The sequence below is a fragment of the Mesorhizobium sp. M7A.F.Ca.CA.001.08.2.1 genome (genome assembly GCF_003998455.1).
In the GTDB taxonomy this organism is placed as follows: Bacteria; Pseudomonadota; Alphaproteobacteria; order Rhizobiales; family Rhizobiaceae; genus Mesorhizobium; species Mesorhizobium ciceri.
Genome location: NZ_RZPW01000012.1, coordinates 1 through 25,574 on the forward strand (window position 1 = coordinate 1; position 25,574 = coordinate 25,574).

At 57.2% G+C, this 25,574-nt stretch carries 17 protein-coding genes and 4 pseudogenes; 8 read left to right on the top strand and 13 right to left on the bottom strand.

Annotated elements, in window-relative coordinates; all coding sequences use genetic code 11:
• From EN914_RS01670 to EN914_RS01690, 5 genes and pseudogenes are all read right to left on the bottom strand, one after another.
• Nucleotides 1–1,084: pseudogene (locus EN914_RS01670) on the bottom strand (ATP-binding cassette domain-containing protein); the annotation flags it as partial.
• A gap of 490 nt (nucleotides 1,085–1,574) precedes the next feature.
• Nucleotides 1,575–3,812: a xanthine dehydrogenase family protein molybdopterin-binding subunit gene (locus EN914_RS01675; RefSeq protein WP_024505814.1), complete on the bottom strand. Its 2,238-nt coding sequence runs from the start codon at nucleotides 3,810–3,812 to the stop codon at nucleotides 1,575–1,577.
• 11 nt (nucleotides 3,813–3,823) lie between these two features.
• On the bottom strand, nucleotides 3,824–4,297 hold the full coding sequence (locus tag EN914_RS01680) for a (2Fe-2S)-binding protein (protein WP_024505815.1): 474 nt from the start codon (nucleotides 4,295–4,297) through the stop codon (nucleotides 3,824–3,826).
• 377 nt (nucleotides 4,298–4,674) lie between these two features.
• Nucleotides 4,675–5,937, bottom strand: coding sequence for an acetyl-CoA carboxylase biotin carboxylase subunit family protein (locus tag EN914_RS01685; protein ID WP_024505816.1), 1,263 nt, complete (start codon nucleotides 5,935–5,937; stop codon nucleotides 4,675–4,677).
• A gap of 451 nt (nucleotides 5,938–6,388) precedes the next feature.
• The gene (locus EN914_RS01690; RefSeq protein WP_127218768.1) at nucleotides 6,389–6,604 is read right to left on the bottom strand and encodes a hypothetical protein; all 216 of its coding nucleotides are present in this window, start codon (nucleotides 6,602–6,604) and stop codon (nucleotides 6,389–6,391) included.
• Between the two features lie 177 nt (nucleotides 6,605–6,781).
• On the opposite strand from EN914_RS01690, the gene EN914_RS01695 reads away from it, so the two are divergent.
• Nucleotides 6,782–7,111 carry a transposase gene (locus tag EN914_RS01695; RefSeq protein ID WP_024505817.1) on the top strand — a complete coding sequence of 110 codons (330 nt, stop codon included), beginning with the start codon at nucleotides 6,782–6,784 and terminating at the stop codon, nucleotides 7,109–7,111.
• On the opposite strand, the pseudogene EN914_RS01700 reads toward EN914_RS01695, so the two are convergent.
• Nucleotides 7,082–7,939: pseudogene (locus tag EN914_RS01700) on the bottom strand (IS110 family transposase); the annotation flags it as partial. The gene EN914_RS01695 and the pseudogene EN914_RS01700 overlap by 30 nt on opposite strands.
• Before the next feature lie 168 nt (nucleotides 7,940–8,107).
• On the opposite strand from EN914_RS01700, the pseudogene EN914_RS01705 reads away from it, so the two are divergent.
• Nucleotides 8,108–9,309 (top strand): annotated as a pseudogene (locus EN914_RS01705) (IS256 family transposase).
• 72 nt (nucleotides 9,310–9,381) lie between these two features.
• Here the strand turns inward: EN914_RS01705 and EN914_RS01710 are convergent.
• The 7 genes and pseudogenes from EN914_RS01710 to EN914_RS01740 form a co-directional block, all read right to left on the bottom strand.
• Nucleotides 9,382–9,568 (bottom strand): annotated as a pseudogene (locus EN914_RS01710) (IS5/IS1182 family transposase); the annotation flags it as partial.
• A gap of 660 nt (nucleotides 9,569–10,228) precedes the next feature.
• Nucleotides 10,229–11,155: a LysR family transcriptional regulator gene (locus tag EN914_RS01715; RefSeq protein ID WP_024505749.1), complete on the bottom strand. Its 927-nt coding sequence runs from the start codon at nucleotides 11,153–11,155 to the stop codon at nucleotides 10,229–10,231.
• Nucleotides 11,156–11,316: 161 nt separating this feature from the next.
• The gene (locus EN914_RS01720; protein ID WP_050580559.1) at nucleotides 11,317–12,717 is read right to left on the bottom strand and encodes an NAD(P)/FAD-dependent oxidoreductase; all 1,401 of its coding nucleotides are present in this window, start codon (nucleotides 12,715–12,717) and stop codon (nucleotides 11,317–11,319) included.
• Nucleotides 12,704–13,003, bottom strand: a complete 300-nt coding sequence (locus tag EN914_RS01725; protein WP_032899825.1) for a (2Fe-2S)-binding protein — start codon at nucleotides 13,001–13,003, stop codon at nucleotides 12,704–12,706. Before EN914_RS01725 ends, EN914_RS01720 begins: the two co-directional genes overlap by 14 nt.
• Entirely contained in the window at nucleotides 13,000–14,109 is a 1,110-nt protein-coding gene (locus tag EN914_RS01730) for an FAD-binding oxidoreductase (protein WP_032899824.1), read from the bottom strand. The genes EN914_RS01725 and EN914_RS01730 overlap by 4 nt, the downstream gene beginning before the upstream one ends.
• A 7-nt stretch (nucleotides 14,110–14,116) precedes the next feature.
• Entirely contained in the window at nucleotides 14,117–15,874 is a 1,758-nt protein-coding gene (locus EN914_RS01735) for a hydantoinase B/oxoprolinase family protein (RefSeq protein ID WP_024505746.1), read from the bottom strand.
• A gap of 4 nt (nucleotides 15,875–15,878) precedes the next feature.
• Nucleotides 15,879–17,933 (bottom strand): hydantoinase/oxoprolinase family protein, encoded by a 2,055-nt coding sequence (locus EN914_RS01740; protein WP_024505745.1) that lies wholly within the window; start codon nucleotides 17,931–17,933, stop codon nucleotides 15,879–15,881.
• Nucleotides 17,934–18,184: 251 nt separating this feature from the next.
• On the opposite strand from EN914_RS01740, the gene EN914_RS01745 reads away from it, so the two are divergent.
• The 6 genes from EN914_RS01745 (at nucleotide 18,185) to EN914_RS40100 (ending at nucleotide 25,286) form a co-directional block, all read left to right on the top strand.
• Nucleotides 18,185–19,192: a sugar ABC transporter substrate-binding protein gene (locus tag EN914_RS01745; protein ID WP_024505744.1), complete on the top strand. Its 1,008-nt coding sequence runs from the start codon at nucleotides 18,185–18,187 to the stop codon at nucleotides 19,190–19,192.
• A 9-nt stretch (nucleotides 19,193–19,201) separates the two neighbouring features.
• Nucleotides 19,202–20,746: a sugar ABC transporter ATP-binding protein gene (locus EN914_RS01750; protein ID WP_024505743.1), complete on the top strand. Its 1,545-nt coding sequence runs from the start codon at nucleotides 19,202–19,204 to the stop codon at nucleotides 20,744–20,746.
• Between the two features lie 13 nt (nucleotides 20,747–20,759).
• Entirely contained in the window at nucleotides 20,760–21,698 is a 939-nt protein-coding gene (locus EN914_RS01755; RefSeq protein WP_164752792.1) for an ABC transporter permease, read from the top strand.
• Between the two features lie 15 nt (nucleotides 21,699–21,713).
• Complete coding sequence (locus tag EN914_RS01760) at nucleotides 21,714–23,774, top strand: hydantoinase/oxoprolinase family protein (protein WP_024505741.1); 2,061 nt, start codon at nucleotides 21,714–21,716, stop codon at nucleotides 23,772–23,774.
• 281 nt (nucleotides 23,775–24,055) lie between these two features.
• Nucleotides 24,056–24,802, top strand: a complete 747-nt coding sequence (locus tag EN914_RS01765; protein ID WP_024505740.1) for an SDR family NAD(P)-dependent oxidoreductase — start codon at nucleotides 24,056–24,058, stop codon at nucleotides 24,800–24,802.
• 211 nt (nucleotides 24,803–25,013) lie between these two features.
• Entirely contained in the window at nucleotides 25,014–25,286 is a 273-nt protein-coding gene (locus EN914_RS40100) for a hypothetical protein (protein WP_127223492.1), read from the top strand.
• Nucleotides 25,287–25,574 lie beyond the last annotated feature (288 nt).

A 25,574-nucleotide genomic window follows, 5' to 3' on the forward strand; every position in this document is an offset into this window, starting at 1 on the left:
CGGCAGGGGCGCGATGAATTCGTGGGCACTTGCCAGTCGTGCCGCTTGCTCGATCTCGGCCTGGCTCGCGCCAGGCCGGCCATAGGCGATGTTCTCGGCAAGCGACCTGTGAAACAGGATCGGCTCCTGCTGCACGATCGCGATCTGCGAACGAAGGGACTCTTGGGTCACCTCGGAGACGTCCTGACCGTCTATCAGGATCCGGCGGCCGCTCAGGTCGTAGAGTCTCTGGATCAGCTTCACGAATGTTGTCTTGCCGGAACCGGAGGGTCCAACCAACCCAACCCTTTCGCCAGCTTCAATCGACAGCGAACATTCGCTATAGAGCGGCAGGGGATGGTTGGCGTAGCGGAAGTGGACGTTCTCGAAATCGATACGGCCGTTCGTGATCCGGATCGGCTTGGCCTCTGGACGATCGGCAACATCCACCTGCTGATTGTGGATGGCCACCAGTTCTTCCATATCATTAACCGAGTGCTGCACGTTGCGGACATGCATGCCGGCATCACGCAGATAGCCCTGCAGGACGATGAAGGACGTGAGAACATATGCTATCTCGCCCGGCGTTGCCTGTCCATGCGACCACAGCAGGGCATATCCGACCACCGCCACCCTGAGCGCAACCAAAGTTACGCCTTGGGTAGAGTCGATGATCGTTCCGCGCACCCAACTCCGGCGCGCGCGGTGCCGCCATTTGGTCATGATATTTGCAAGCCGGCTCGTCTTCGCGGGTCCCGGCGCCGCAAGCGCGCCGCCGAGCCTCGTGTCCCATCTGTTGGCAAGGCTGGCCGCCGGCGCGACATAGCTGAGCGACAGCGAAATCGAAAACGCAAGATAGATCAGAGAGCCGCAAGCAAAGATCAGGCCTATGACCGGCCAGTGCCAGCCGAGCAGCGCCGTCGAACCTACCCGGGAGCTGCGCGATTAATATAGTGCTGTTTAGGAGCTCCAGCGCCAACATAGCGCTCGTTACCTTGCGCACTGTGGGGCCGGCGAAGCCAGTCTGTCGAAAAGCGCTGGATGTGATGAAACTTCGGGTCGCAACATCGGATACCATGCTCAGCACCACGTCGTTAATGCCAATGAGGCGATGTTATAGCGCGACATACGTGGAACGGCCACGCGGGTAAGCCCTTTTTCAGACATTCATCCAGCGGGGATAGGTGCGGTCATATGTCCGGCCTTTCAGCGCGGTCTAAGACCGCTGGCCTCTGGAATTCGCTATGCGAGGGGCTGATGAATCTGACGCGCTGTAAGCGCATTGTCGCGCCGGCCTCTCTCGCCTCGGGATTTGTCCCGCGGTCATCGTCTAATTGTGCACCTCGCCTCTGTCCGGATCGCGCCGGCCAGTCCGTCCTGGTCGTCGTTCGGCTCAGGCGCGTGCTGCGCCGCTTGCCTCTTGGTATAGCGCAATCGGCATCAAGTAGGCTTTAAGGGCATGCTTGACCTATTCAATCTCCGCGCACCCGCTTGGATCTTCGCGGTAGCAGCCTACATCCGGTCACGACGGCCGAAGAGACCGCGGCATACTCACATTTTGGCAGCAAAAAGACGAAGCGCTGATTACAATGAGATTAAAAGGGCAATTGACACAGCGGTTTTCCGGCGAGCCGTGCGATGGCATTGGCAAATGCCGGCGCCAACGGCGGCAAGCCGGGTTCACCCATGCCCGTGGGCGGTTCGGCGCTAGGCACGATGTGGATGTCGAATTCTGGCACGTCCGTGATTCGCGCAACCGTATAGTCACTGAAGTTGCTCTGCTCGACTACGCCGTCTTTAAGCGTTATTGCTGAGCCTGCGAGACACATCGATAAGCCCATGATCGCCGCGCCCTGTATTTGCGTTTCCACAGTCCGAGGATTGACGGCCAGATTGCAGTGAACGCCGGCCGTGACCCGATGCAGCTTCGGCTGTCCGTCGGCAACAGAGGCTTCGACTACGTAGGCCACCACCGAACTGAAGGACTCGTGCACGGCCACCCCCCAAGCTCGCTCCTTGGGCAGTTGCGTCTTGCCGTACCCGCTCTTGTCCACGGCCAGTTGCAATGCGTCACGGTGGCGGGTGTGCTGATCACCGAAGAGCCGCATGCGGTAGGCCACAGGGTCTTGGTCGGTTGCACGCGCTATCTCGTCGAGCAAGGTCTCCATCACGAAAGCGGTATGGGTGGAGCCAACGCTACGCCACCACAGAACGGGCACGTTTACATCAGGATGATGCACTGTCAGGCGCATTGGAAGCGGATAGGGGGCCCGCATGCCCTCGGTCATGGAGGCATCGATGCCGTTCTTCACCATAAACTGCTCGAACACGGTTCCCGTAAGTATAGACTGGCCGACGATGCTGTGATCCCAGGCCAGCACATTGCCTTCTTTGTCAAAGCCGATCCGGGCGCGGTGCAGATGCATAGGACGGTAGTAGCCGCCCCTCATATCATCCTCGCGGCTCCAGAGCGTGCGCACCGGCGCGTTCAGTCCCGCTGCCTTGGCGGCCTTGGCTATTTCGCAGGCCTCGATCACGGTGTCGTAGGTGCTGGAAAAGCGCCGGCCGAAGCCGCCGCCCGACATCTGCACGTTAACCACGACCTGTTCCGGCTTGAGGCCGAGCGCGGTTGCGGCAGCGCCGGCATCGAGCCCGGCACTTTGGCTCCCCATCCAGATCTCGGCGCGATCGTCGGAAAGCCGAACCGTGCAGTTCAGCGGTTCCATCGCCGCGTGGGCGAGATACGGGAACACGAACTCAGCTTCTAGATTCATGGGCGCCGTTTCCAATGGCGCCATGTCGGAATCGAACTGGCGCGGGCCGGGGCGAATGGCCATCTCACGGTACTGCGCGAGTTGCTGTTCGCTGTCGACCTTTTCGACAGCCGATGTGTCCCACTCCACCTTAAGGGCATCGCGGCCCTGAGACGCCTGCCAATACCCGTCGGCCACTACCGCCACACCCTCTGCTCCGCGATCCAGCGGCACGCGCAGGACTGCCTTCACACCCTTGACCGTGCGCGCGGTGCTGTCATCGAAAGAGGCGATGCGGGCGCCGAAGACCGGTGGACGGGCGACCACGGCGGTCAGCTGCCCCGGCAGCCGGAAATCGATCCCGAAATCCTGTTGTCCGCTGCTTTTGGCGCGCGCGTCAAGCCGCCCGGTGGGGTGGCCGATGATGCGGAACTTCTTCGGATCCTTCAGTGTCACCTGCCCCGGCACGGGCTGTTCCATGGCCGCATCGGCCAGTTCGCCATAACCCAGCTTACCGCCCTCGGGGCCTAGAACCACGCCGACCTCAGTACGCAATGTGGACACATCCACGTTCCAACGCGCTGCCGCAGCGCCAAGCAGCATGGCCCGCGCCCGGGCGCCGAGCTCGCGATACTGCGTAAAGCTGTCCTTGATTGTGTTGGACCCTCCCGTGAGGTGAATGCCAAAGAGAGGATCAGCATAGGCCGGGTCGTTGGTGCCAAGCCGGCTGCGCACCAGGGTCCAGTCGGCATCGAGCTCTTCGGCCAGGATCATGGGCAATGCGGTGTGTACGCCTTGGCCAAACTCCAGCCGATTGACTGTTATGGTGACCTCGCCATTGGGCGCGATCTGCACAAAGGCAGCCGGCTGTTCCGTAAGTTTGAGGCTGCTGGCCGTCTCAGCCGCATCGGTGGACTGCGCCGCGGCGAGGTGCGGAAAAACGCCGATTGTCAGCCCGAGGGCTCCAGTCAACTTTAGAAAGCTGCGGCGCGGCAGCGCTTGAGCAGCGGTGGATCGACCCCGCTCCAGCATGTGCTGCAGCGCACGCGGCAGTTCTCTGTGATCCATGTTGGGGAACATATGTGTCTCCTTCAGACGAGAGTGCTTGCGGCGTCGGCTACAGCGGCGCGAATACGAGCATAGGTTCCACAACGGCAGATGTTTCCGGCCATGGCGGAGTCGATCTCTTCGGGGGTCGGCTGCGCGCCAGGTGACAGCGAGGCGAGCAAGGCCGTCGCGCTCATGATCTGGCCGCTCTGACAGTAGCCGCATTGCGCCACGTCGTGCCTGATCCATGCAGCGTGGACAGCCGCGCCGACACGGTCAGTGCCATCGGTTGCCTTTTCAATCGTGGTGATTTTGCCGCTTTCAACGGCGGAAATCGGCGTGCTGCACGAACGGATGGCCTCGCCATCCAGATGCACCGTACAAGCGCCGCAGAGCGCTGCGCCGCAGCCGAACTTGGTGCCGCTCATTCCGAGCGAGTCACGCAGGACCCAAAGGATCGGGGTTTCGGGGTCAACGTCAACCTCGTGCTCTCGCCCGTTGATATTCAGTGAGATCATGGCTGGTCTCCTGTTTTGGTCCAACTGAACGTGTTTGGGAGCTTCCGGGGACCGAGCGGTGTTCGCGACGAGTCCCCCCTCGCAGCAGCTAGGAAGAAATTCCCTACAGGCAGAAAGTACTGAGTTCTCGAGCGAGGAGCGCAAGACGAACCAAAATATCACCGAGCTGTTCGCCGGGCGCGTTTCATAAAAACTCCCGTCGTTGGTGCTAGGATGAATCTTTGGGGACCCATGCCACATGCCTCAATTTGGCCTCTCGGATTCAGACGTCTTGCGCGCCGAAGGTCTCTCTCGCGCTCTCACTTGCACCAATGTTAGGCGACGGTCAGCTCTTACCTTGCGCCTCACGCGCCGGTTGGATGTAACAGCCGCAGATCCTAGTCGCCAAGGGTCGGAAATGGCGTGATCGACCAATTGATCAAGTCGATGGCACGCTGAAGGATCTCCTCGGTCTGGGCAAGGTCGGGTGAAGCGGCGATGACATGTCCGATGCAGTCTCGCCAGTCACCTTTCCTGACGATCGGCGTCTTGAGTGCAGCATAGAATTTGACCTCGGCTACCCCTGATACAGCAGCCGCTTGACTGTTGCCGTCGATCCAATCGAGGGTGCCATCGCGATTAGCAACCAGGAACCTCGCGGCCGCAGTGTGCGAATGCCTTCTGCGCGAATCGCATTCGTCGCCGATGGCAAGTTTGATGTGCTCGGTGACGAGATCGACACCCCAAGCCGCGTTAACCAGTTGAGGAGTGGGCGTACCAGCAAGACGCCAATTGACTTCGATGACAACTGGCCCACGCTTCGTCCACCGGAGTTCAACATTCGTTGGCCCCCAGCCAAGGCCGAGAGCTTGCAAACAACTCAACGAAACGTCGGCGATACGCTTACGCTCGTCATCAGTCAGTACGGCCGGAAAGGTGAACCCGCGATAGACGAAATGGGGTGGGCGGCCGAAGTCGCCGGTGCCAATCCCAATAAGCTCATTTCCCATTATCTCAGCGGCATAATAGGTGCCTTCCGCGAATTCTTCGACCAGTACCCTGGGCGAGGACTGCCATTTGCGTTGCGCTGGCGAAGGCAGCCGTATGTGCTTCCCGTCCAACAGATACTTTGCATGTTCGGTCAATTCATCGACATTGCGGCACAAACGGACACCGCTACTGCCGCCGCCCACGGTTGGCTTGAGTATCACCGGCAGCCCGATCTCCGCGGCAGCTCTCTCTGCCTCTGTCGCACTCGCTGCTACGCGAAAAACAGGTACTGGAACGCCGGCCTCCGCGAGGAGTTCACGTTGAGTGAATTTATCGCAGCATCGTTCAATGGATGCAGGGTTCGGTCCCGGCAGTTCGAAATACTGGCAAAGCTTGCCTACTGTCGCATAAACCTCCTCTTCCTGGCTGGTAATGCCAGCAATCTCATGGATTGCACGTAATCGGGAACATTCCCGGATGAGCGCATCGAGATCATCTGTATCGACACGAATTGTCTCAGTCTTTTCTGCCGCAAAATTGTCGTACTGACTGGACGCTGGATCGGCCGACAGGATAATTGGACGAAGGCCAAGACGCTGGGCCGCTTGGACGTATAGCAGACCACAACCCCATGGACCACCTTCAACCAGGATGAGCGCTCTTCTTACCATTGACGTTGACCTCCGTTGAGTACTGCGGCAAACAGGCGTCGGCTTTCGATCTGCGCCTGAACTCCGAATTGCGGTGAAGGTAGCATCGTCAGCGATTTGCAGTCGCAAAGGTTCTGCAAATTTAGTTGAAGGATTTGTTGCAACGTTTTGCTTGCCAGGTGTGGGGCACGGAGTGTCTCCATGAATTAGCGGGGAGCGATGTTTAAGGGCCCAGCGTGCCTGATATGCCGGGAATGGCCATGCCAACTTTCGTGGATGGCGCGACGCCGATGGCCCGCACGAACAGGGGCATTTGGGGTTGCCGATTGGCTAAGACATGCTCGATTAAGACACGGATTTTTGGATCGCCAGCCATTGTGCGCGTGCGATAGTCCGGCCGTTTTTGAAAAAATGTCCGAAAAAGGAAGCCATCCTTCTCCGGCCCCCCTCTACAATCTAAGCGGCCCTGAGATTAATGCCGTAGCGTTCCCCCGCCCGGCGAGTTGCGGGCTGCCGCGTGACCGATTTTGACACGCCCCAGGCACGCTTCTACTGCATTAGTCCAACCAAAGCTTTTTCTTAAGTTCACGTTCTCCTTGTGCAGACGTTCTGCAATGAGGCTCTTCAACCAGTCGTTTTCCTCCTTTAGCGCGAGTTTCAGATCCTTCCAGGTGCGGTGACCTGCCACGGGTAATTTCCTCCATCTGAGATTAGAGTCCGGCCTCGATTGAAGGACGGACTGATGAAGAGAAAGCGGTTTACGGAAGAGATGGGGTATTCGGTTCAGCCCGCTGAACGCCTGGCCCCTTTTCGGATCATGACGTTTGTCTGATGCTCAGAGCCGACCTGGCAAGAGGAGATCGGCATGAGCGTTTATGCAGGACTGGATATTTCACTCGACGCTGTAGCTATTTGCGTTATCGCCGAGACCGGCGAGATGCTGTGGCAGGGAAAGGTGCTCGGTGACCCGGATGCTGTGACGGCTGCACTTCAGCGATGGCGGGACGATCTAGTTCGCGTTGGCTTGGAAGCCGGTGCGACATCGGAGTGGATCGGCGGACACCTGGTCGACGAGGGCTTCCCTGTCGTGTGTTTCGAGAGTCGACATGTCAAAGCGGCTCTGGGCGCGATGACGGTGAAGACGGACCGGAATGACGCTGAATCAGAGCACGGCATGGGCACCGACCACGAGTAGACGACGGAGATATGGATCGCCCTGCTTGCTGATCCTGCCGAGGCGGTCTTTACCACCCGATGAGTTTTGCCGCGGCACCAAGCCTATCCAGGCCGCCAACTGCCGGCCGGATTTGAAGAGCGTCGCGTCCGCTACGGTCGCAGCGACCGCGCTTGCAGTGATTGGACCTATTCCAGGAATTGTCTCGAGCCGACGGCTCAGTTCATTGAGCGATGCCAAGTATGAATCTGGCGGTCCATCTCGCTGACCTTCTCGTGCACCTCCCGCAACTGGCCGACTATGGGACGAAGTGCGGCCTGTGCAAGCGGTGGAAGCAGATCAGAATCTTCACTCGTGACGAGTGCGATCAGCGTGCCGACACCGGCAATGCCTTGGCGAGTTACGATTCCGAACTCCGCCAGGTGGCCACCGAGGGCATTCACCAGCATGGTCCGCTGACGGATCAGAAGCTCACGGACCCGATGCAGCATCAGCACACTCTGCTGCTCCTGGCTCTTCACCGGAACGAAGCGCATCGTCGGTCGCATAACCGCTTCGCAGATCGCCTCGGCATCCGTCGCGTCATTCTTCTGCCTCTTCACATAGGGCTTGACGTACGACGCGGGAATGAGCCGAACCTCGTGACCCAGCGCCATAAGGACCCGAGCCCAGTGGTGTGCGGTCGCGCACGCCTCGATTCCGATCAGGCACGGCGGCAACACCTTGAAGAAATCAGCGGCATCGTCACGACGCAGCTTTCGGCGGAGGACGCCACGCCCAACGCGTCTACACCTGAATCTGAAAGACGTGCTTGGCGATATCCAAACCGACTGTGCTAACCTTCTCCATGGACGGCTCTGGTCGCGTCCCCACAGGTGGTGTAGCTCGGCGGTAGCGAAGCCGCTCGCGAGCGCGCCTTCGATAGCGCTGTAGCGAGCGAGCGGCTTTGCGGTGGTCATCGACAGTTCGCCGGTAAGGTCGGGTTGCTGACACCAACCTGATTCGAAGGAACCATCGATGACCGACGAGATGATGAACCTGCGCGCGCTCGTGGAGAAGACCCCAGATTCCGATCTCTTGCGTGAGATGATTGGCTTTGCCGCCGAGCGGCTGATGGAGCTGGAGGTTGGGGCCGCTGCCGGCGCCGCCTATGGCGAGAAGAACCCGTTGCGCACGGCCCAGCGCAACGGCTATCGCGAGCGCGACTGGGAGACGCGCGCCGGCACCGTCGAGCTGCGCATCCCCAAGCTCAGGAAGGGCTCCTATTTCCCCGGTTTCCTCGAGCCACGCCGCATGGCCGAGAAGGCGCTGACCGCCGTCATCCAGGAGGCCTACGTCAGGGTATCTCAACCCGCTCGGTCGACGACCTGGTCAAGGCCATGGGCATGAGCGGCATCTCCAAAGCCAGGTCAGCCGGCTGTGCGAAGAGATCGACGGCAAGGTCAAAGCGTTTCTTGAAAGACCCATCGAGGACGACTGGCCATATCTGTGGATCGACGCCACCTACCTGAAGGTGCGCCGCGGCGGCCGCATCGTCTCGGTCGCCGTCATTATCGCTCTGGGCGTCAACGCGGACGGCCGGCGCGAGGTGCTGGGCATGGAGGTCGGCACCTCTGAGGCCGAGCCGATCTGGACGGAGTTCCTGCGCAAGCTGACCCGCCGCGGCCTGCGCGGCGTCAAGCTCGTCGTCTCCGATGCCCATGAAGGCATCAAGGCGGCCGTCACCAAGGTGCTGTGCGCGACATGGCAGAGGTGCCGCGTCCACTTCATGCGCAACGTCTTGGCCCATGCCGGCAAGAGCGGGCGCCGCGTCGTCTCCGCTTTCATCGCCACCGCCTTCGCCCAGGAAACGCGCGCCCGAGGCCGCAAGCACGCAATGGCGCGCCGTCGCCGACCAGATCCGGCCGAAAGTGCCGAAGCTGGCGACAATCATGGACGACGCCGAGCCCGACGTGCTTGCCTACATGACTTTCCCCAAGGAGCACCGCGCCAAGCTGCACTCGACCAACCCGATCCAGCGCCTCAACGGCGAGATCACGCGGCGCACCGAGGTCGTCGGCATCTTCCCAAATGATCACGCCATCGTCCGCCTGGTTGGCGCGATCCTGCTCGAACAGAACGACGAATGGGCCGTGCAACGCGCCAGATACATGACGCTGGAAACCATCAGCCAAATGAGCGATGATCCTCTCATCAGCCTGCCAGCCGTCGCACGCTGATCAGCCCGGCCTCATGCCGGAGAGCGCGGCGACCAAGCCGTCAGCTACACCACTCCCTGGGACACGATCGTTGAGCAGGAGGGAGAAGTTAGCCGGCGGCAGCCAGGATGGCGTTGAGGGCATCGCCCTGCTGGATGGCGGAGCGGCGGCGCATCTGGCGCTTGATGGCTGGGTTGACGCGGCGTTTCTGGCCGCTGGTGAAGACCCTGAGCTTGTGGCTCTGCGGTGCGTTATGGCCGCGATAGCCGGCATCAGCTACCCGCTTACGATCAAGCCGTGTTTGCCATTGGATCAACATCGTACGCAGTCTCGGCTTGCCCGCCTTCGAAATGCCTTGCTCGCGGTCGATCGAGCCGCCCGGAGAAGCAAGACCCCGCGAAAGATGCGCAAGGCCGGCGAAGCTGCTAAGCGGAAGGCTCGAAAAGCGCTTGACTTCAACACGCCGAATAGAGAAGCAACCCTCGTCTGTTAATCGCACGAAAAGGCGGGCCACCGATCTCAGACCCTCGGAACATGACGTCTAGTCAATTCGCCCCACGCACCAATCGGTTCGAAGTGATGGCAGGGTGTGGTCTGCCTCAGCCGCTGTGCGCGTGATGGCTCCTCGCCGGGAGGCACCTCGACATTGTCTGCGTGTTTCGCTAAATCCCGGACAGTGATTTCAGTAATTCGCGGGACAGCGATTCCGCTAAATCCCGGACAGTTTCGGAAGCGGATTTAGCGGTCGGTTCTTGGCTGCGCCGTTCTGGCAGTTTGGCCTCTCACGACGACCTTGAGAGGGGCCATGCCGAGACGGAAGCCGAGCGAACGAGCGTGAGGGGTATCTAAGCGATCTTGCGCCTGACCCATGAGCATGTCTTACGAACAAACGCAGATGTGTCTTGAATATACGGGCTGAGGCAGAGGCGCGATCGCGGATCTAAGTGTCAGGTCTTTCAGGAGGCTCAAACTCCGCCGGATATATCGACCGCTTAATGGTGTCATTCAGAATCTTGATGAATTTATCGACGGATCGTGATCGAATTGCGTGTTCAGATAGGACAATCGCAAATCCGAATTTGACATCCGGTTTGAATTCAACGGCCACGATACTACTCTCTCGGAACAAGGACGCGGCAAGCGGGTCGACCAGACCGACACCCAGTCCCATTTCAACCATTTTGCAAATCGTGTACCCGGAAGTCGTCTCGATCAGGTTGTCGATCTTCACGTTTGATTCAATCCCGGCCACAAGCAACGCCTTTCCGATTGTAAGGTCTTCCGAGATCCCGATATTCGTCTCATTCTTCAGGTCCTCGAGTGAGATTCTACTCAGACCGCTTTTGGGATGTCCCGCCGGCAGAACACACTTGCAAGAAGGTTCGTACACACGTTCGAGAATGACACCCGGATAATTAACCGGAAATGCCGCAATGCCGACATCGACTTGCCGACTGGAAACCAGATCCAGAATCCTAAGGGAGCTGCGTACTTCAAGTCTTATCTTAAGGTCCGGGTAAGCTGCATTCAATCTCACAATGGACCTCGGCACCACTTCAAGCGATGCGGCAGGAAATGAAGCAATGCGGAGCCGGTCATGCTTGAGATTGGCGATGTCCTTTGCTGCGCCTTCGAGATATCGAATGCCCGAATAAGTCCGCTGGACATATTTGAAGAAAGCCTCACCTTCGGGAGTTGGTACGATCCTTCCCGGAATTCGGTCGAACAGGTCAAATCCAATCGAGCGTTCGAGATCCTTGATCAGGCGGCTGATACCAGGCTGGGAAACGTTCAGGAAATGAGCTGCGTCACTCACGCTCCCAGCAAGCATGACAGCGCGATAGGCCTCAATTTGATTAAATTTCATCAACCGCTGCCGAGCGAACGCCGACTATTTCTGGCCTAATACCACACGGTTGGTGCAGGACCAAGGCGGTCAGCGCCCCAGACAGCCTCGACTTCTTCATGGAATCCCCTTGTCTGACAACGGATTGCAGCTTTTTGAGAGCTTACGATTCAAACGGTCCGTCAGGAAAACTCGATATCCGCCGCGAGGCCACTCGTTTCGACGCCGGCGAGGGCTGCCAATGCTAGAGGCCGTATCGGAGAACGGATAGTGTAGTATCCCACCTCGTCCGGCGACTTTCCTGTCACGTGCGCGAACAATTCGGTGACAGTGAGCCCGCAATTGCGCCCCTGACAAGGACCCATGCCACATCGGGTGAAAAATTTGGCCTGGTTCGGCCCTACACAGCCAGCGGCTGCCAAATCGGTGATCTCGCCGGCGGTAATTTCCTCGCAGCGGCATATCACGGTGTCTTCCTGAGGCGGAATTCGGAACTGTGATGGTGGTCGATACAGCGTATCAATAAATTTGCGTAATTCAGTAAGTTGGCGGAATTTTCGTTGGATGGAATTCCTGCTTTTCGGATCGATAATCCGCTTCTTGTTTTCTGCGATGTGAAATGCCGCCAAACGCGCCGAATATTCCGCTGCCTTTGCTCCCATTATGCGTGCATTGTCGCCGACCGCGAATATGCCAGGCACGCTCGTCTGCCAATTACCATCGATCACAGGATGGAAGCAGAGTTGTGAATCGTCCCATCTGATCTCACAACCCAAATGTCTGTATAGCTGTATGTTGGGGACTACCCCTTGATGGAGAAGAGTGCAATCGGCTTCGATAGTTCCGGACTCGCGGGGAGTAGAATATTCGACAGCTTCCGCACGGTTTTCACCGAGAATTCTGATGTCTTCCACCTGAAGTATCCGGCGGATGCCATAGGCAGACATAGTTCGGATCATCCGAATACCGTCGAAGAGCTGGCTAAGGCTCGTAGACCCAAGCTTGCTATGGCAAATAGCGCGCCAGTAGTTTCCGCTTGGGGTAGTGTCGAGCACAGCTTGGACATCGGCCCCAGCTTGCGCCAACTGGCCCGCAACGAGATACAAAAGCGGGCCGCACCCCGCCAGTACAATCCGTCCTGCAGGAATGGCCGAGCCGGATTTCATTGCTATTTGTGCAGCGCCAGCGGTCATCACGCCTGGCAAGGTCCACCCGGGAATCGGAAAAGGCCGCTCAAGCGCGCCCGTGGCAAGCATTATGGCTTTAGCTTCGATGGCCACCACTTGGTCTTTATGCACGAAGTATACTATCTTCGCCGCCGAGATATGCCAGACCACCGCTTCGGCCCTGATATCAAGGCCCATGTGCTGGGCGTTTCCCAGCAAACTTTCGCCATTGAGATAGCTTTTCCCCAAGATCGACCGCATCTTGTCAGTCAGGTTCTCGAGATTGCGGTAAATCTGTCCGCCGGCCCGTTTCCCGTCGTCCAAAATTACGACAGATAGGCCTAGTTCGTGCGCCTGTAACGCGCCGGCCAATCCGGCGGGACCGGCGCCGATGACGACCAGATCATATTTTTTCACGGCAATTGTCCTGCGTTTCGATGACCATGCCATCACGAACTTCAGCCCTGCAGGCCAGAACGTCAGCCACCCCGTTGACAATGATCCGGCACTCAAAACAGGCGCCCATCATGCAATAGGGGAGACGCGGTTTTCCCGATACCGGGTTGACATTGAAATGGTCGAGGCCGTTTTCCAGCAGCGCCAGTGCAAGCGTTTGGCCAACTCTGGCGGTTACCGGCACGCCGTTGACCAGGATGATTGTCCGCGGGACGGCCTCTTCCTCAAATATAGGGCGGAAATTCATGACCTCTTCCTTGAAAAGTCCGGAATTCGAGCCTCCAAGTCTCCTTCTTCAATGGCCGACGCCAGGTCCTGCGCATGCACGGGAGCCAGCGTAACTCCGCTATGAACATTCACCGCATATGCATTGGGATAGGAGTTGGAGCGCAGGTAGAGCGGTATTCCATCCTTTGTGAAGGTTCGCAGCCCGCCCCAGGCGCGCAAAAGCTGGGTATCGGCCAGATTGGGAAAACACGCTATGGCTTTCCTTGCAATGGCTGACATGACCTCCGGCGTGGTTCCGTCATCGAGTCCCACCTCTTCGCGAGAATCGCCGATAATGAAGGCGCCTTCACTCATCTGCCTGATTGTGTGGGTTGGATAACGCAGCGACTTCGGCAGTTTGTTCGTAGCCAGAACCTGCCCCCTGACGGGTCGTATATCCATTGCGACGTCGACCATCGGTGCCAGCTGGTTGTTGCCAAGTCCTGCGGCCAGCACCAATTTGGCGCAGCTATATGTCGAGTTCCCAGCTGTTACCTGGAAATCGGACCCTGCTGGCCGGATCTCCGTGACAGCGCTGGATGCGCGGTATTCGCCACCAATTGCGCGAAATGCCGAATGTAGCGCCCGGAAGAACTTCAAGGGGTTCACCGCGCCGTCCAGGCGACCGTAACAGCCACCGACCACTGAATTTCCAAGACCGGGAATATGCTTGTCCAGTTCGCCGCGCTCCATCATCTCATACGCGGCAGCTATGGGAAGATCATTGTCGAATTGTTTTCTCATCAATTCCGCACGATCTTTCCATTCCGCCTCGGACATACAGAGATAGAAGGCCCCATTGTCCTCCAGGCCGACATCTATTCCGCTCAATTCTTTCAACTGCGAACTAAAGGCCGGCCACATCTTTGCCGCTTTGCGTGAAAGCTGCGCATAAGGTCGGAACGAGTGGCCCTTGGTCTGGATCCAAATAAGGCCGAAATTGCCGCGTGCGGCACGATTGTCGTCATCGCAGCCATCAAGCACGAGCACATCAAGGCCACTCAGTCTCAGCCCAAGGGAAATGGAAATCCCCACCAGACCGCCACCGGCAACAATAACATCAAAAGTTCTTCTGGGTGAGTTCATAGAAAGTTCATTCAGCCGCCTTGATTGCGTCAAAGGCTGACTGCTCCCCTTTTTCGAGAATCTGCTCTACCCGTGATGTGCCGTAAGTTTTTCTTGCGAATGCGAGCGATGTCTTGCTATTTTCGATATCGTCGACAACCTGCTTATCGCTTCTTTCACTGACAGGACCATATCCTCCGCCGCCCGGCGTTTCGATTCTTATACTGTCACCGGAATTAAGGACAAAATTCGTAGTCTTCGAATCGAGTTCACGTTCTTCGGCGGAACCAGAATTGAATAGTATTTTCGCACAACGCCCATCCTGGCCACCGCGTAGCCCGGGAGGCGGGTAAATATGGCCGTCTGAACGCACCGAGAAGATGACGTCATCTTCTGTGGCGGCAATCTGCCGCGCGATGCCGAGACCCCCTCGGTACCTGCCCGCGCCACAGCTGTCCTCCACCAGCGCATATTCATCAACGAGGAGATTGTATTCGTGCTCAAGGGCTTCCACCGGCAGATTGGAAGTATTGGTGATGTGAACCTGCACGCCGTCCATGCCATCGACTTCTGCTGTCCCTCCAGATCCTCCGCCGATAGTTTCCATGTAGACATAATCGTCGCCATTGTTTCGTTTTCCTGCAAAGCAGATACCGGGCACAATGTCCTGGCCCGACGCTATACCGCGCTCCTGCGGCAGCATTTGCGCAAGCGCTCCAATGACCGCGCGCGCGACCTTGTTTGCTGTGATCGATCGCGCGCCGACCGCTGCGGGATGTGCGGGACTGACGATCGACCGGCCGGGCGTCTGAATCTCGATGCAGTCGAAAATGCCATGATTAGGCATCAACCCCGGATCGATCATCATTTTGACGCAATACACTACCGTCGCCTGCAGGGCATTGAACGGTACGTTCATTGCACCCGCGGCTTGCGGACCGGTGCCTGAAAAGTCGAATAGTAATTTGCCGCCTGATGCGGATATCCGCACGGCGATCCTGACCGGATCATCGCCTATACCATCGTCGTCGAGAAATGCCTCATAACTGGCCTCTTTCGAAGTGAACGCTTCGAGCTGATTGAGGAGGCGCTGCCGCGTATAGGCGATCATATCCGCTATTGCTGCCGTAAGGCGATGATCTCCGATTTGATCGAGAAGTTCCTGAGCCATGACGATCCCGCGGTCATTCGTTGCGAGTTGCACCCCCAGATCGAGCTCGCGTTCCTTGGGATCACGTGTATTCAGGGTGACGAGACGAACGATGTCATTCTGCACCTTGCCTGTGTGCCGCAGTCGGACAATCGGGATACGAATTCCTTCTGCAAATATTGTTTCGGCGGTACCCGAAATGGACCCCGGAACCACGCCGCCGACATCCGAATGGTGGGCGATATTTGCGAGAAAGAACGACAGCTTGCCATTGTAGAAGACCGGCGAGACCACAGTGATGTCGGGGAGGTGGGTACCCCCGGCAATATAAGGATCGTTACACATGAAGGCGTCGCCTTCGCTGATTTGCTCCGGCGAAAACTCCTTCAATAAATGGGAAACCGCGCCGACTGTGGAGCCCAAGTGCAGAGGAGTGTGGACTGTCTGGGCGAGAACCCGGCCGGTGGCGTCGAACAATCCTACAGAACAGTCGCGCCGTTCCTTTACATTCGTGGAGAAGGATGAACGCACGAGGATATGTAACATTCCCTCGACAATCGTCATCAAGCGGTTGTTGTAAACTTCCATCGCAATCGGATCGGAGACCGGTGCGCTGCCGCTATCTTTCTTCGTCATCTGCTTATTGCCCGCTCTTTTTGTTCAGTTCAATGATCAGGTTCCCCGGAGCATCCACAAAGGCGACCTGGTTGGGAAAGATCACGCAGGTCGAACTCATGTCCTCGACAATCGCGGGACCGGTGATCCGCGTCGAAACCGGAATCCTGTCGCGTGCGTAAACGACAGCATCCACCCATTTTACATCCGGGTCGACGAAGAATTCGCGCCGCCCTATGATGGCCGCTTCAAGCTTGCCGTTCGGCTGCTGGCAGTGGCTGGCCGTTCCCAAAGATGGCGCCGAGCCGCGGACCCGGAAGTTTACTATCTCGATCTGACGGTCGGGGAGCGAATAGCCGTATTCCTTGCGGTGCGCATGCTCGAATTCCCACAAGAAGGTTTCGGCATCTGGCGGCGGATTCGGGAGTGGAATTTGCACCTCGTGGTTCTGTCCAAAGTACCGTGCCTCCAGTACATTCTCATATTGTCGTTGGGATGGGGGCACATCCTCGCTAGCCAGCCAGCGCTCGGCTTCACCGCGCAAAACTTCCATTTCCGACGTGATGCTCGACCAGCATTCGAAAATGAAGGGGCGAATTTTGCTCTGAACGAAATCGAGGCTGATATCGGAAACAAGGATACCACGCGCGCACATCGTTCCAGGCTCCCTCGGAGCCACAACCCTGGACAGTCCGCATTCGATCGCCGTCTCAACACCATGCAATGGCCCAGCGCCACCATAGGCTATGAATGCATATTTGCGCGGATCAACGCCGCGTTGCGTTGTCACCGAGCGGATGGCGCGAGCCATGTTCGAGACGGCAATCCGTATAATCCCATAGGCTGCCTGTTCCACACTCATTCCCAACGGAATGGCAATCTTTTCCTCGACAACCCTGCGCGCGCCATCGAGGTCGATGGGCATTGTCCCGTTCAATATCGCGACAGGGTTAAGGCGACCCAGGACAACATTAGCGTCGGTTAACGTGGGTTCGACGCCGCCTCGCATATACGCGACCGGCCCTGGCACAGCGCCTGCGCTCCGTGGCCCCACATGCAAGGCACCGGCACTATCGATATAGGCAATTGAGCCGCCGCCGGCGCCAATTACGTGGATATCCACCATCGGCGTCTTAATAGGATATGACGCCACTTCGCGACTTGTAGTAAAATGCGGCGTTCCATCACTGATAAGCGATACATCCGTGCTTGTGCCGCCAACGTCAAAAGTAATCGCATTTTTATACCCGGCCTGCGCTGCGATGACCGCAGAACCAATTACCCCGGCAGCAGGACCCGATAGACAGGTTCGAACGGGGTAACGGCGAACCGTATCTATTGACATCAGCCCGCCATTTGAATGGATCGTGTAGGGTTTTGCCGATATGCCCAACTTCGTCAGCCTCTCGACCAACCGAGCAAGGTAGTTCTCGAATTTCGGTCCCAAATACGCATTGGCTGTCGTTGTTGAAAATCGCTCATACTCACGAAATTCAGGCAAGACGTCGCTTGATCGGCTAACAAACGCACCCGGCATCAATTCCCGCACGATGCTTTCTGAGCGCAGTTCGTGTTCCGGGTACAAGTAGCTGTGCAGGAAGCAGATAGCCACGGCTTCCACGCCCTCGCGGGCTAGGTATTCCACCCCGTGTCGGAGTTCGGCCTCGTCGAGTTCCACCAGCACGTTTCCGCGAGCATCGACACGTTCGGAGACTTCGATCCGGTACTGTCGCCTTGCCAGGGGTATCGGCTTGATTACGCGGTAGTTATATACGTCTGGGCGCATCTGTCGGCCGATTTCCAGGATGTCACGAAATCCTTTAGTCGTTATCAGGCCAGTCTTCGCGCCGCGAAGCTCGATGACCATGTTCGTGCCGACGGTTGTTCCGTGACCGACGAATTCGATTTCCTCGGGTTTCAGATCATATTTGGCCAGCGCGCTGGCCAAACCGGTTTCAATAGCTTCTGACGGATCGTGCGGTGTTGAGGGCTCTTTGAAGTACATGACCTCTCCCGATTTCGTGTCTATCAACACGAAATCGGTGAAGGTTCCTCCGACATCTATTCCCACACGTATCATTCCTGGCTTCCCTAATCGCGTATGGACAAGCACGTCGCTTCGTGTCCGATCAGCTCGATCTGGCTCACTGCCACGACACTGAGTGGCCGCATCGCATGGGGCTGCTCAGTGTTCTATCCGGTGTGCAAGAAACCAGACTTGAGGCGACATGGCTCATACCAATTCCAACATAGCCGCCGAAACTTTGATATTAGCGGGCATTCGGGACCCTGCTATCTTTAGGGCGCCCTTTGTGAGGGAGGAGAAGTCGAGTGAATCTGACCTATAAGATAGCAGCCTTGGCAGGTGTCGCAGTGGTCTTGTCCGGGCCAGCATATGCTGCCGATCCCATCCGCATTGCGTTGTTCGGCTTCGCTGCCGACAACGCCTTCACACTAGCTAGCCTAGAGGGTCTAAAGGAGGCGGCGGAAGAAGCTGGCGACGTTGAAATTGAATTGTTCGACGGTGCTTTTGATGCAGACAGGCAGTTCAACCAAATCCAGGACGCGGTCGCTTCTGGACGATTCAACGGGATGCTGATCCTGCCGATGGGTTATTCTTCGGCGGTCCCTGCCGCCGAGGAGGCAATCAAAGCAGGCATCAAGTTCGGTTCGCTCGAATATCCGCTAGGACCCGATCCAACGACAACCGACAAGTTCCAGGTCAATGGGATGACGACATTCGTTGGCTATAATGTAGGCAGCATTGGTCTTCGGCTGGCGGAAGCAACTGTGGAAGCCTGTCAGGGCAGGGATCCGTGCAAGGTCGCGCTGCTGGTCGGCAGCCGGTCAGCAGCCCAGGACGTGCCCAAGATCGAGGCATTCAATAGACATATTGCGGAGTATCCGTCGATTAAGCTCGTCTCCACCCAAGATACGCTGTGGGGCAGAGAACTTGGGCTCAAGGTGACGCAGGACGTTTTGCAGTCGAATCCGGACCTGGACGTTATCACCTCTTTCGCTGATCAGGCGGCTGCGGGCGCGGAGGTTGCCTTGACGGGTGCAGGCATGAATGTCGGCGGTGAGGGCGTTCAACTTATAGGCCTAGGCGCTACGCAAACAGCGGTAGCGGCAATCCGCCAAGGACGCTGGTATGGTACCTATGTGGAGCTGCCATACATGGAAGGTTATCTCGGCGGCAAAAACATCATAGCGGCCATGCGCGGTCAAGAGTTTGAACCGATTATCGATCTGGAAACGCGTTCGCCCGTAGGTGCGGCAATCGCCACGAAGACAAATCTCAATGCCCATCCGGACTGGTCATCGAAGTGGGATGGCTAGAGGTATACAATGCAGGTCGTTGTTGACAATGTCAGTAAACATTTTGCGGGCGCCATCGCGCTTCAGAATGTCTCGTTTGAAGTCTGCAGCGGAAGCATTCACGGTCTCGTCGGAGAGAATGGCGCGGGCAAGTCGACGCTAGGAAAGATGGTCGGCGGGATTCTTCAGGTTAGCGATGGACGCGTGATCTACGATGGTGACGACACGCTGGTCTCGTCACCACGTGAAGCGATTGAGCGCGGTATCGCTGTCGTCCAACAGGAACTTGTTCTCTGTCAGAACCTCACAGTCGCAGAAAATATCTGTCTGGGGCGCGAGAACGCGACACTTGGATTTCTACGAACCCGGGGGAGCCTCTGGGAATTCAACCGACTACGTGACGAACTTGGATTCGAGCTCGACGGAAGAGCCAGGGTCGGCTCGTTAAGTATCGCTGATCAGCAGCAAGTGGAGATACTCAAGGCGCTTTCTCGAAATGCTCGACTGATCGTGCTGGACGAGCCTACATCTTCACTTACCCCTACCGAAACTGAACACTTGCACCAAGTCGTCAAAAGGTTGGCAAAGGATCGCGGGACGACTTTTATATATGTGTCCCACTTCCTCGACCACATACTCTCAAGCTGCGATGCTGTAACTGTCCTTCGAAACGGCAAGCACGTTCAGACGGGACCGGCTAAAGATGAAACACACGCGTCACTGGCGGCCGCAATGCTGGGCCGCGAGCTCTCCGATGTCTTTCCGCGCAAGAAGGCCCCGCCGCCAACTAGCGCCGTCAAGTTAACTACCAGTGGGCTGACAAGACGGCGCAAATTCGAGAACATCAACATCCAGGTTAAGGCGGGAGAGATAGTCGGAATAGCAGGACTTGTCGGCAGCGGCCGCTCTGAGGTGTTGCGGTCCATCTTTGGTGCCGACGAATTTCAAGGTGGCGTGGTTGCAATCGACGGGTATCCAGTTGGCCGCCCTACGCCGATCACGGCAAGGCGCAATGGCTTGGCCATGGTGCCGGAAAGCCGGCGTGAGCAGGGATTGTTTCTTGAACATTCGATCGCGGAGAACATCTCGCTCATAAATTTTGGTGAGCTTCGCCCATTCGGAATAATAAACCGCGGGAAGGAGGGGGAAGAGATAGGTAAGTGGGCCGACCGCCTGAACATCAAATGCGAATCTACGGACGCTTTGGTTTCCTCTCTTTCGGGCGGCAACCAGCAAAAGGTGCTGTTCGCAAAATGGTTGGCCGGCAACCCGACGGTTATGCTGCTTGACGAGCCGACCCGCGGCGTGGACATCGGCGCAAAATCCGAAATCTACAATCTGATCGCCGAATTGGCAGGGCGTGGGATGGCTATTCTGATCGTTTCGTCTGAGACCGAGGAGCTGGTTGGCTTGTGCCACCGGATGTACATCATGCGTGAAGGAAGCATTGTTGGCGAAAAACCCGCCGAAGAAATCGAGATCGGAGCAATCCTGCGCGATTGCCTTGGCGTATGCGAAAGCGATCTCCATTCAAACAGGAGTGAGAAAGATTTCTGCAATCGCTGCGACCGATAGATTGGAGAGACTGGTGCGGTTCAAGAACTATGGGCTGAGCCTCTTGAAGGATTACGCCATCCTCATCGCCTTGGTACTTGCGATCATCGTCCTTGCGGTTGTGGAGCCTGCATTCCTAACATTCAGGAACTTGCGCAATCTGCTGGACCAGAACGCCGGGATCGGAATCATTGCGTCTGGCATGACGTACGTGATCATCGGTCGCGGCTTTGACCTATCCGTGTCAGCGACGTTCGCAGTTAGCGGAATTGCGGCGGCACTTGTTTCCAATGCATCGGCGCCGACAGTCGGTTTGATGTCGGGTGTAGTGATTGGCACGTTGATCGGTTTAGCCAACGGAATCCTTATTGCCAGGCTTCAGTTGAATTCGTTCCTGATCACCTTGGCTTCCAGCATCGTAATTCGGGGTTGCGGCATTGCCATGTCCGGCGGATACCTGATCAACGTAACGGAAAATTCCTATTCTACGCTTGGACGAGGTACCGTTTACGGGATCACTTATCCCAGCATTGCTTTCATCCTGTTCGTGCTAATCTCCATGCTTGTGCTTCATCGCACCCAGTATGGCCGATACATATTTGCTGTCGGTGGAAACGAGGAAGCGGCGCTTCTTTCGGGTATCCGAACCAAAACCATCAAGGGATCAACTTTTGCGATTACTGGATTTGCGGCTGCTCTTGCTGGCATCCTCCTATCATCGAAGGTGTCCACCGGCATACCCAACAGCGGTTCCGGGATCGAGCTGCAGGCTATCGCCGCGGTTGTTCTCGGAGGGACCTCGATTGGCGGCGGTGCGGGCGCCATTTGGCGCACGGTCGTGGGCGTGTTTCTGTTGGCGATCATAAACAACGCCTTCAACATTATGAACCTCGAACCATATCTCCGGGAGATAGTAACCGGAACCATCATCATTCTAGCGGTGATTGCAAATACGCTCACCGGTCGCAAGTAATACGAGGCAAGATAAATGGCCAATATCAGCACCAATGTAGAAAAAAACCGGCACAGGATAGCCGCCGACATAGGCGGCACTTTTACGGATGTGGTCGTTCAAAATACGACCACAGGTGAATTACTTGCGGCGAAATATCCGACCACGCCAAATGATCTATCGGACGGTATATTGCGCGCTTTCGGCCAGGTCATCGACGATTTCGCCGAGGTCGAGTTTGCGGTACACGGGACGACGCAAGGATTGAACGCGCTGCTATCTCACTCTGGCGGCAGGATTATGCTCTTGGCGACCGCCGGCGCTCGCGACACCTTCTTCATCATGCGGGGATCGCGACCGCGAAGGGAAATGTACAACAACAAGTTCCAGCGTCCCGAAGAGTTCGTGCGCCGGCGGGATACATTGGAGATAGGGGGTCGCCTTGACTACGAAGGCAACGAAATAGCGGAAATAAATCTGGGCGACCTGCAAGCCGCGGCCGAACACGCTAGGCTGAACGGGATCGAATCGGTGGCAGTCTGCTTCCTGTTCAGTTACAAAAATCCCAACCACGAGATTGCCGCTCGCGAATTTCTGGAGCGGAACGTTCCAGGAATTTCCGTGTCACTTTCACACGAAGTCGCACGCGAGTGGCGCGAGGCGGAGCGAGCGGCATCGACCGTGGCGGATGCCTATATCAGCCCCCTAGTTCGGCAATATCTTGGGGTCGTAGAATCGCGCCTTAAAGAAAGAGGACTTACAGTACCGCTTTATGTAACGCGGTCTAGCGGCGGCTTGATGTCTGTCAAACAAGCGAGTAAACAGCCTATTCAAACCCTCTTTTCTGGCCCGGTCGGCGGCATTATAGGAGCGGCGGAAATGACAAAGCTCTTCCGCACCGACAATGTCATATGCGCCGACGTCGGAGGGACCAGCTTCGATGTCAGTCTCATCGTTGACGGCAAGCCGCGGGTTGTAAATCAGACGACGCTCTCTGGCATGGACATTATCATGCCCGTTGTTGAAATTGAATCGATTGGTGCTGGCGCCGGTTCTATTGCCTATATCGAAGCGGGCGGCCTTCGCGTGGGTCCTGAGAGTGCAGGAGCCGAACCGGGGCCGGCATGTTACGGGAAGGGCGGCACAGCACCCACGGTTACCGACGCACAAGTGTTTTTGAATCGCTTCTTGCCACGAGCAGAGCTGGGCGGAACAGTTCGGATCGACCGTGCAAAGGCGGAGGCCGCGCTAACGAGGGTAGCAAAATTGCTTGGAATAAATACAGAAACACTTGCAGAAGGCATACTGGACATCACGAATGCCAAAATGGCCGATGCCATCCGCAGGATTACCGTCGAACAGGGTATCGAACCGCGGGATTTCTCTATCGTCGCCTTTGGTGGCGCCGGCGCTATGCACGCCGCCTTTCTCGCAGAAGCGTTGGAAATAACTGAGGTCGTAGTGCCCCCCCACGCGGGCGTATTCTCCGCATGGGGGATGCTGCATTCCCCCATGCGCCACGATATTGCGATTCCATTCAACAAATTTATAAAGGACGTTGAGGAATGCGAGATTTCTCGTAGATTTGAGAAACAATCAGAGTTAGCAAAAGCTCATTTGGACGCTGAAACAGGCGGAAAGGCCGAGATACGCTACCAGTACCTTCTCGATCTGCGATATGACGGGCAGGAATATACTGTCACCGTGGAACTCCCGCAAAACAGGACGTCCGTTCACGAAATTTCCGAGATTTTCCATCAAACCTATAACCAGCGTTACGGTCATTCCCATCCTGATACACCGATAGAGATCGTCGCATTGCGCTTGGTAGCGACCGCTCCTATGGGAAATGGCGTTGCCCCGGACACATCCAGCACGCGAACGACCGAACTGAAATTCGCCGAACGCGATGTGATGTTCGGCGGCAAGTGGCTGAAAACGCGGATCTTCAACAGCGAAGACCTGTACCAAGGGGACGAGCTGGATGGTCCGCTCATTGTTGACGCAGGTCTTTCCACCACTGTCGTTCCTCTCGGATCGCGTCTCGTTATCGAAGCGCGGAAGGTTATGCGCATCGTTGTGGGCTCGATGCGTTAAATGTCGGCCGCAAGAGCCATGTGCTTGAAGATATCCTCAAGCCTCCATGGTCCCGGTCGGTGTGTCCGATGGAACGGAGGCAGTTCGCCATTGGATCTAAGGCAGAGGGGCGAAATCACACGACGTAGTTAACGTGATCGCACCAAAGTCTGGAAGGCATGGAACAGTATGGATCTCGAATAACTGCGTCCACGATGATTCCGGTGTTTGACTAACAGCTAAACACGGCGACCCGCCGGCTTTGCCGACGCGCACCATCAGCAAGAAGTCGGAGAAGACCCATGCAACGTAGACTGGCGGGCAAGACGGCCGTCGTAACGGGAGGTGCAAATGGCATCGGGCGAGCGTGTTGCGAACGGCTGGCCTGTGAAGGTGCGAATATTCTGATTGCCGATATTGCCGCAGCAGATGAGACTATTTTTGATGTGGAGCGCGCGGGCGGCAAAGCCTTCGCCCAACACTGCGATCTATCGTCATCCGAGGACGTCGCGCGGCTGCGGGAAAAGGTGGACGAAAGATTCGGCGGCTGCGACGTCCTTGTCCACAATGCCGGTATCTATCCGAATACGCCCATCGAGGAGATTGCGTTTGATGAGTGGCGAAAAGTCCTGACTATCAACCTCGACTCCATGTTTCACCTTACCAAGGCCTTCTTGCCGAACATGAAGTCGAAGGCCTGGGGGCGCATCATCGCCATGTCGTCCACGGTCTTCCATTCCGGCATCCCCGGCTACTGCCACTACTCGGCAAGCAAGGCGGGACTTATCGGCTTCGTGCGGTCTCTTGCGTCTGAGGTCGGCCAGTTCGGAATAACCGCCAATGCCATTGCGCCGGGTCTGGTGCGCACCGGGACCACTGAGGCCGGCCTCGAAACCCGATGGTTTGACCAGACGGTCGAGCAGCAGGCGATTAAGCGCACAGGGGAGCCTGCCGATCTCATGGGGCCGCTCGCCTTCCTCGCTTCGGACGACGCAGCGTTCGTCACGGGGCAAACGCTCCTCGTCGATGGCGGGTGGCGTTTCGTATAAGTACAGTTGGCTGGGCTACGGAATTATGGCGCAAAACATAGCCGAAAAAGCAGGCCCCGTCACCCGCGCCACCATTCCTCATGCTCTCCAGTGAGGAGAACGATAGCCGATCGGCCGAGTCATTCTAATGGTATCAAGTGGTCCGAGAAAATCGTGCCTGCGGACATGAAGGACGTACCCGCCACATCGAGACACTGATGAGCGGCTGCTGATGGTCAATCTCAAGCTTGCGCCCAATCTTCTACTTGGTGGCATCAACGCCACGCGTGGCGCCCTGCGCATCTGCCTTGACGGTCTGGCTGACGACAATACCGGCGCTCGGCAGGCATCGAGCCCGGCTTATGATCCAGCCAACCGTTCTTTCGACAACCCATGCCTGAGCAGCACCTTGAAGCCGGCCTCGGTATCGATACGGCGCACCACTTCGATGACGAAATCGAGGAATCGAGGAAAACGGCCTTGTCCAGCAATTGCCTACGCATAGGTCCCGTCGGCGAAAAGATGCTTGATCCGTGGCCAGCGGTTGCGGATAAGCGTTGAGGATCATTTGCGCGCCACCTCGTGCGCGACTGCGAACGACGCATCGGCGTTTCCGAAGCCATGATCAACGTCGCCGCGGGCAGTGTTATGATACGCGTATCAGCCATTGAACCACCCCCCCCAGAGGGACTCTGAGGCTCGATGCTGATTGTAATGTTGGTTATATGGCTCCCTGGCCCGGCTTGTGAGCCATGGACGGACTGAAAACCATCAGGCTCAGTATCTCGAAAAG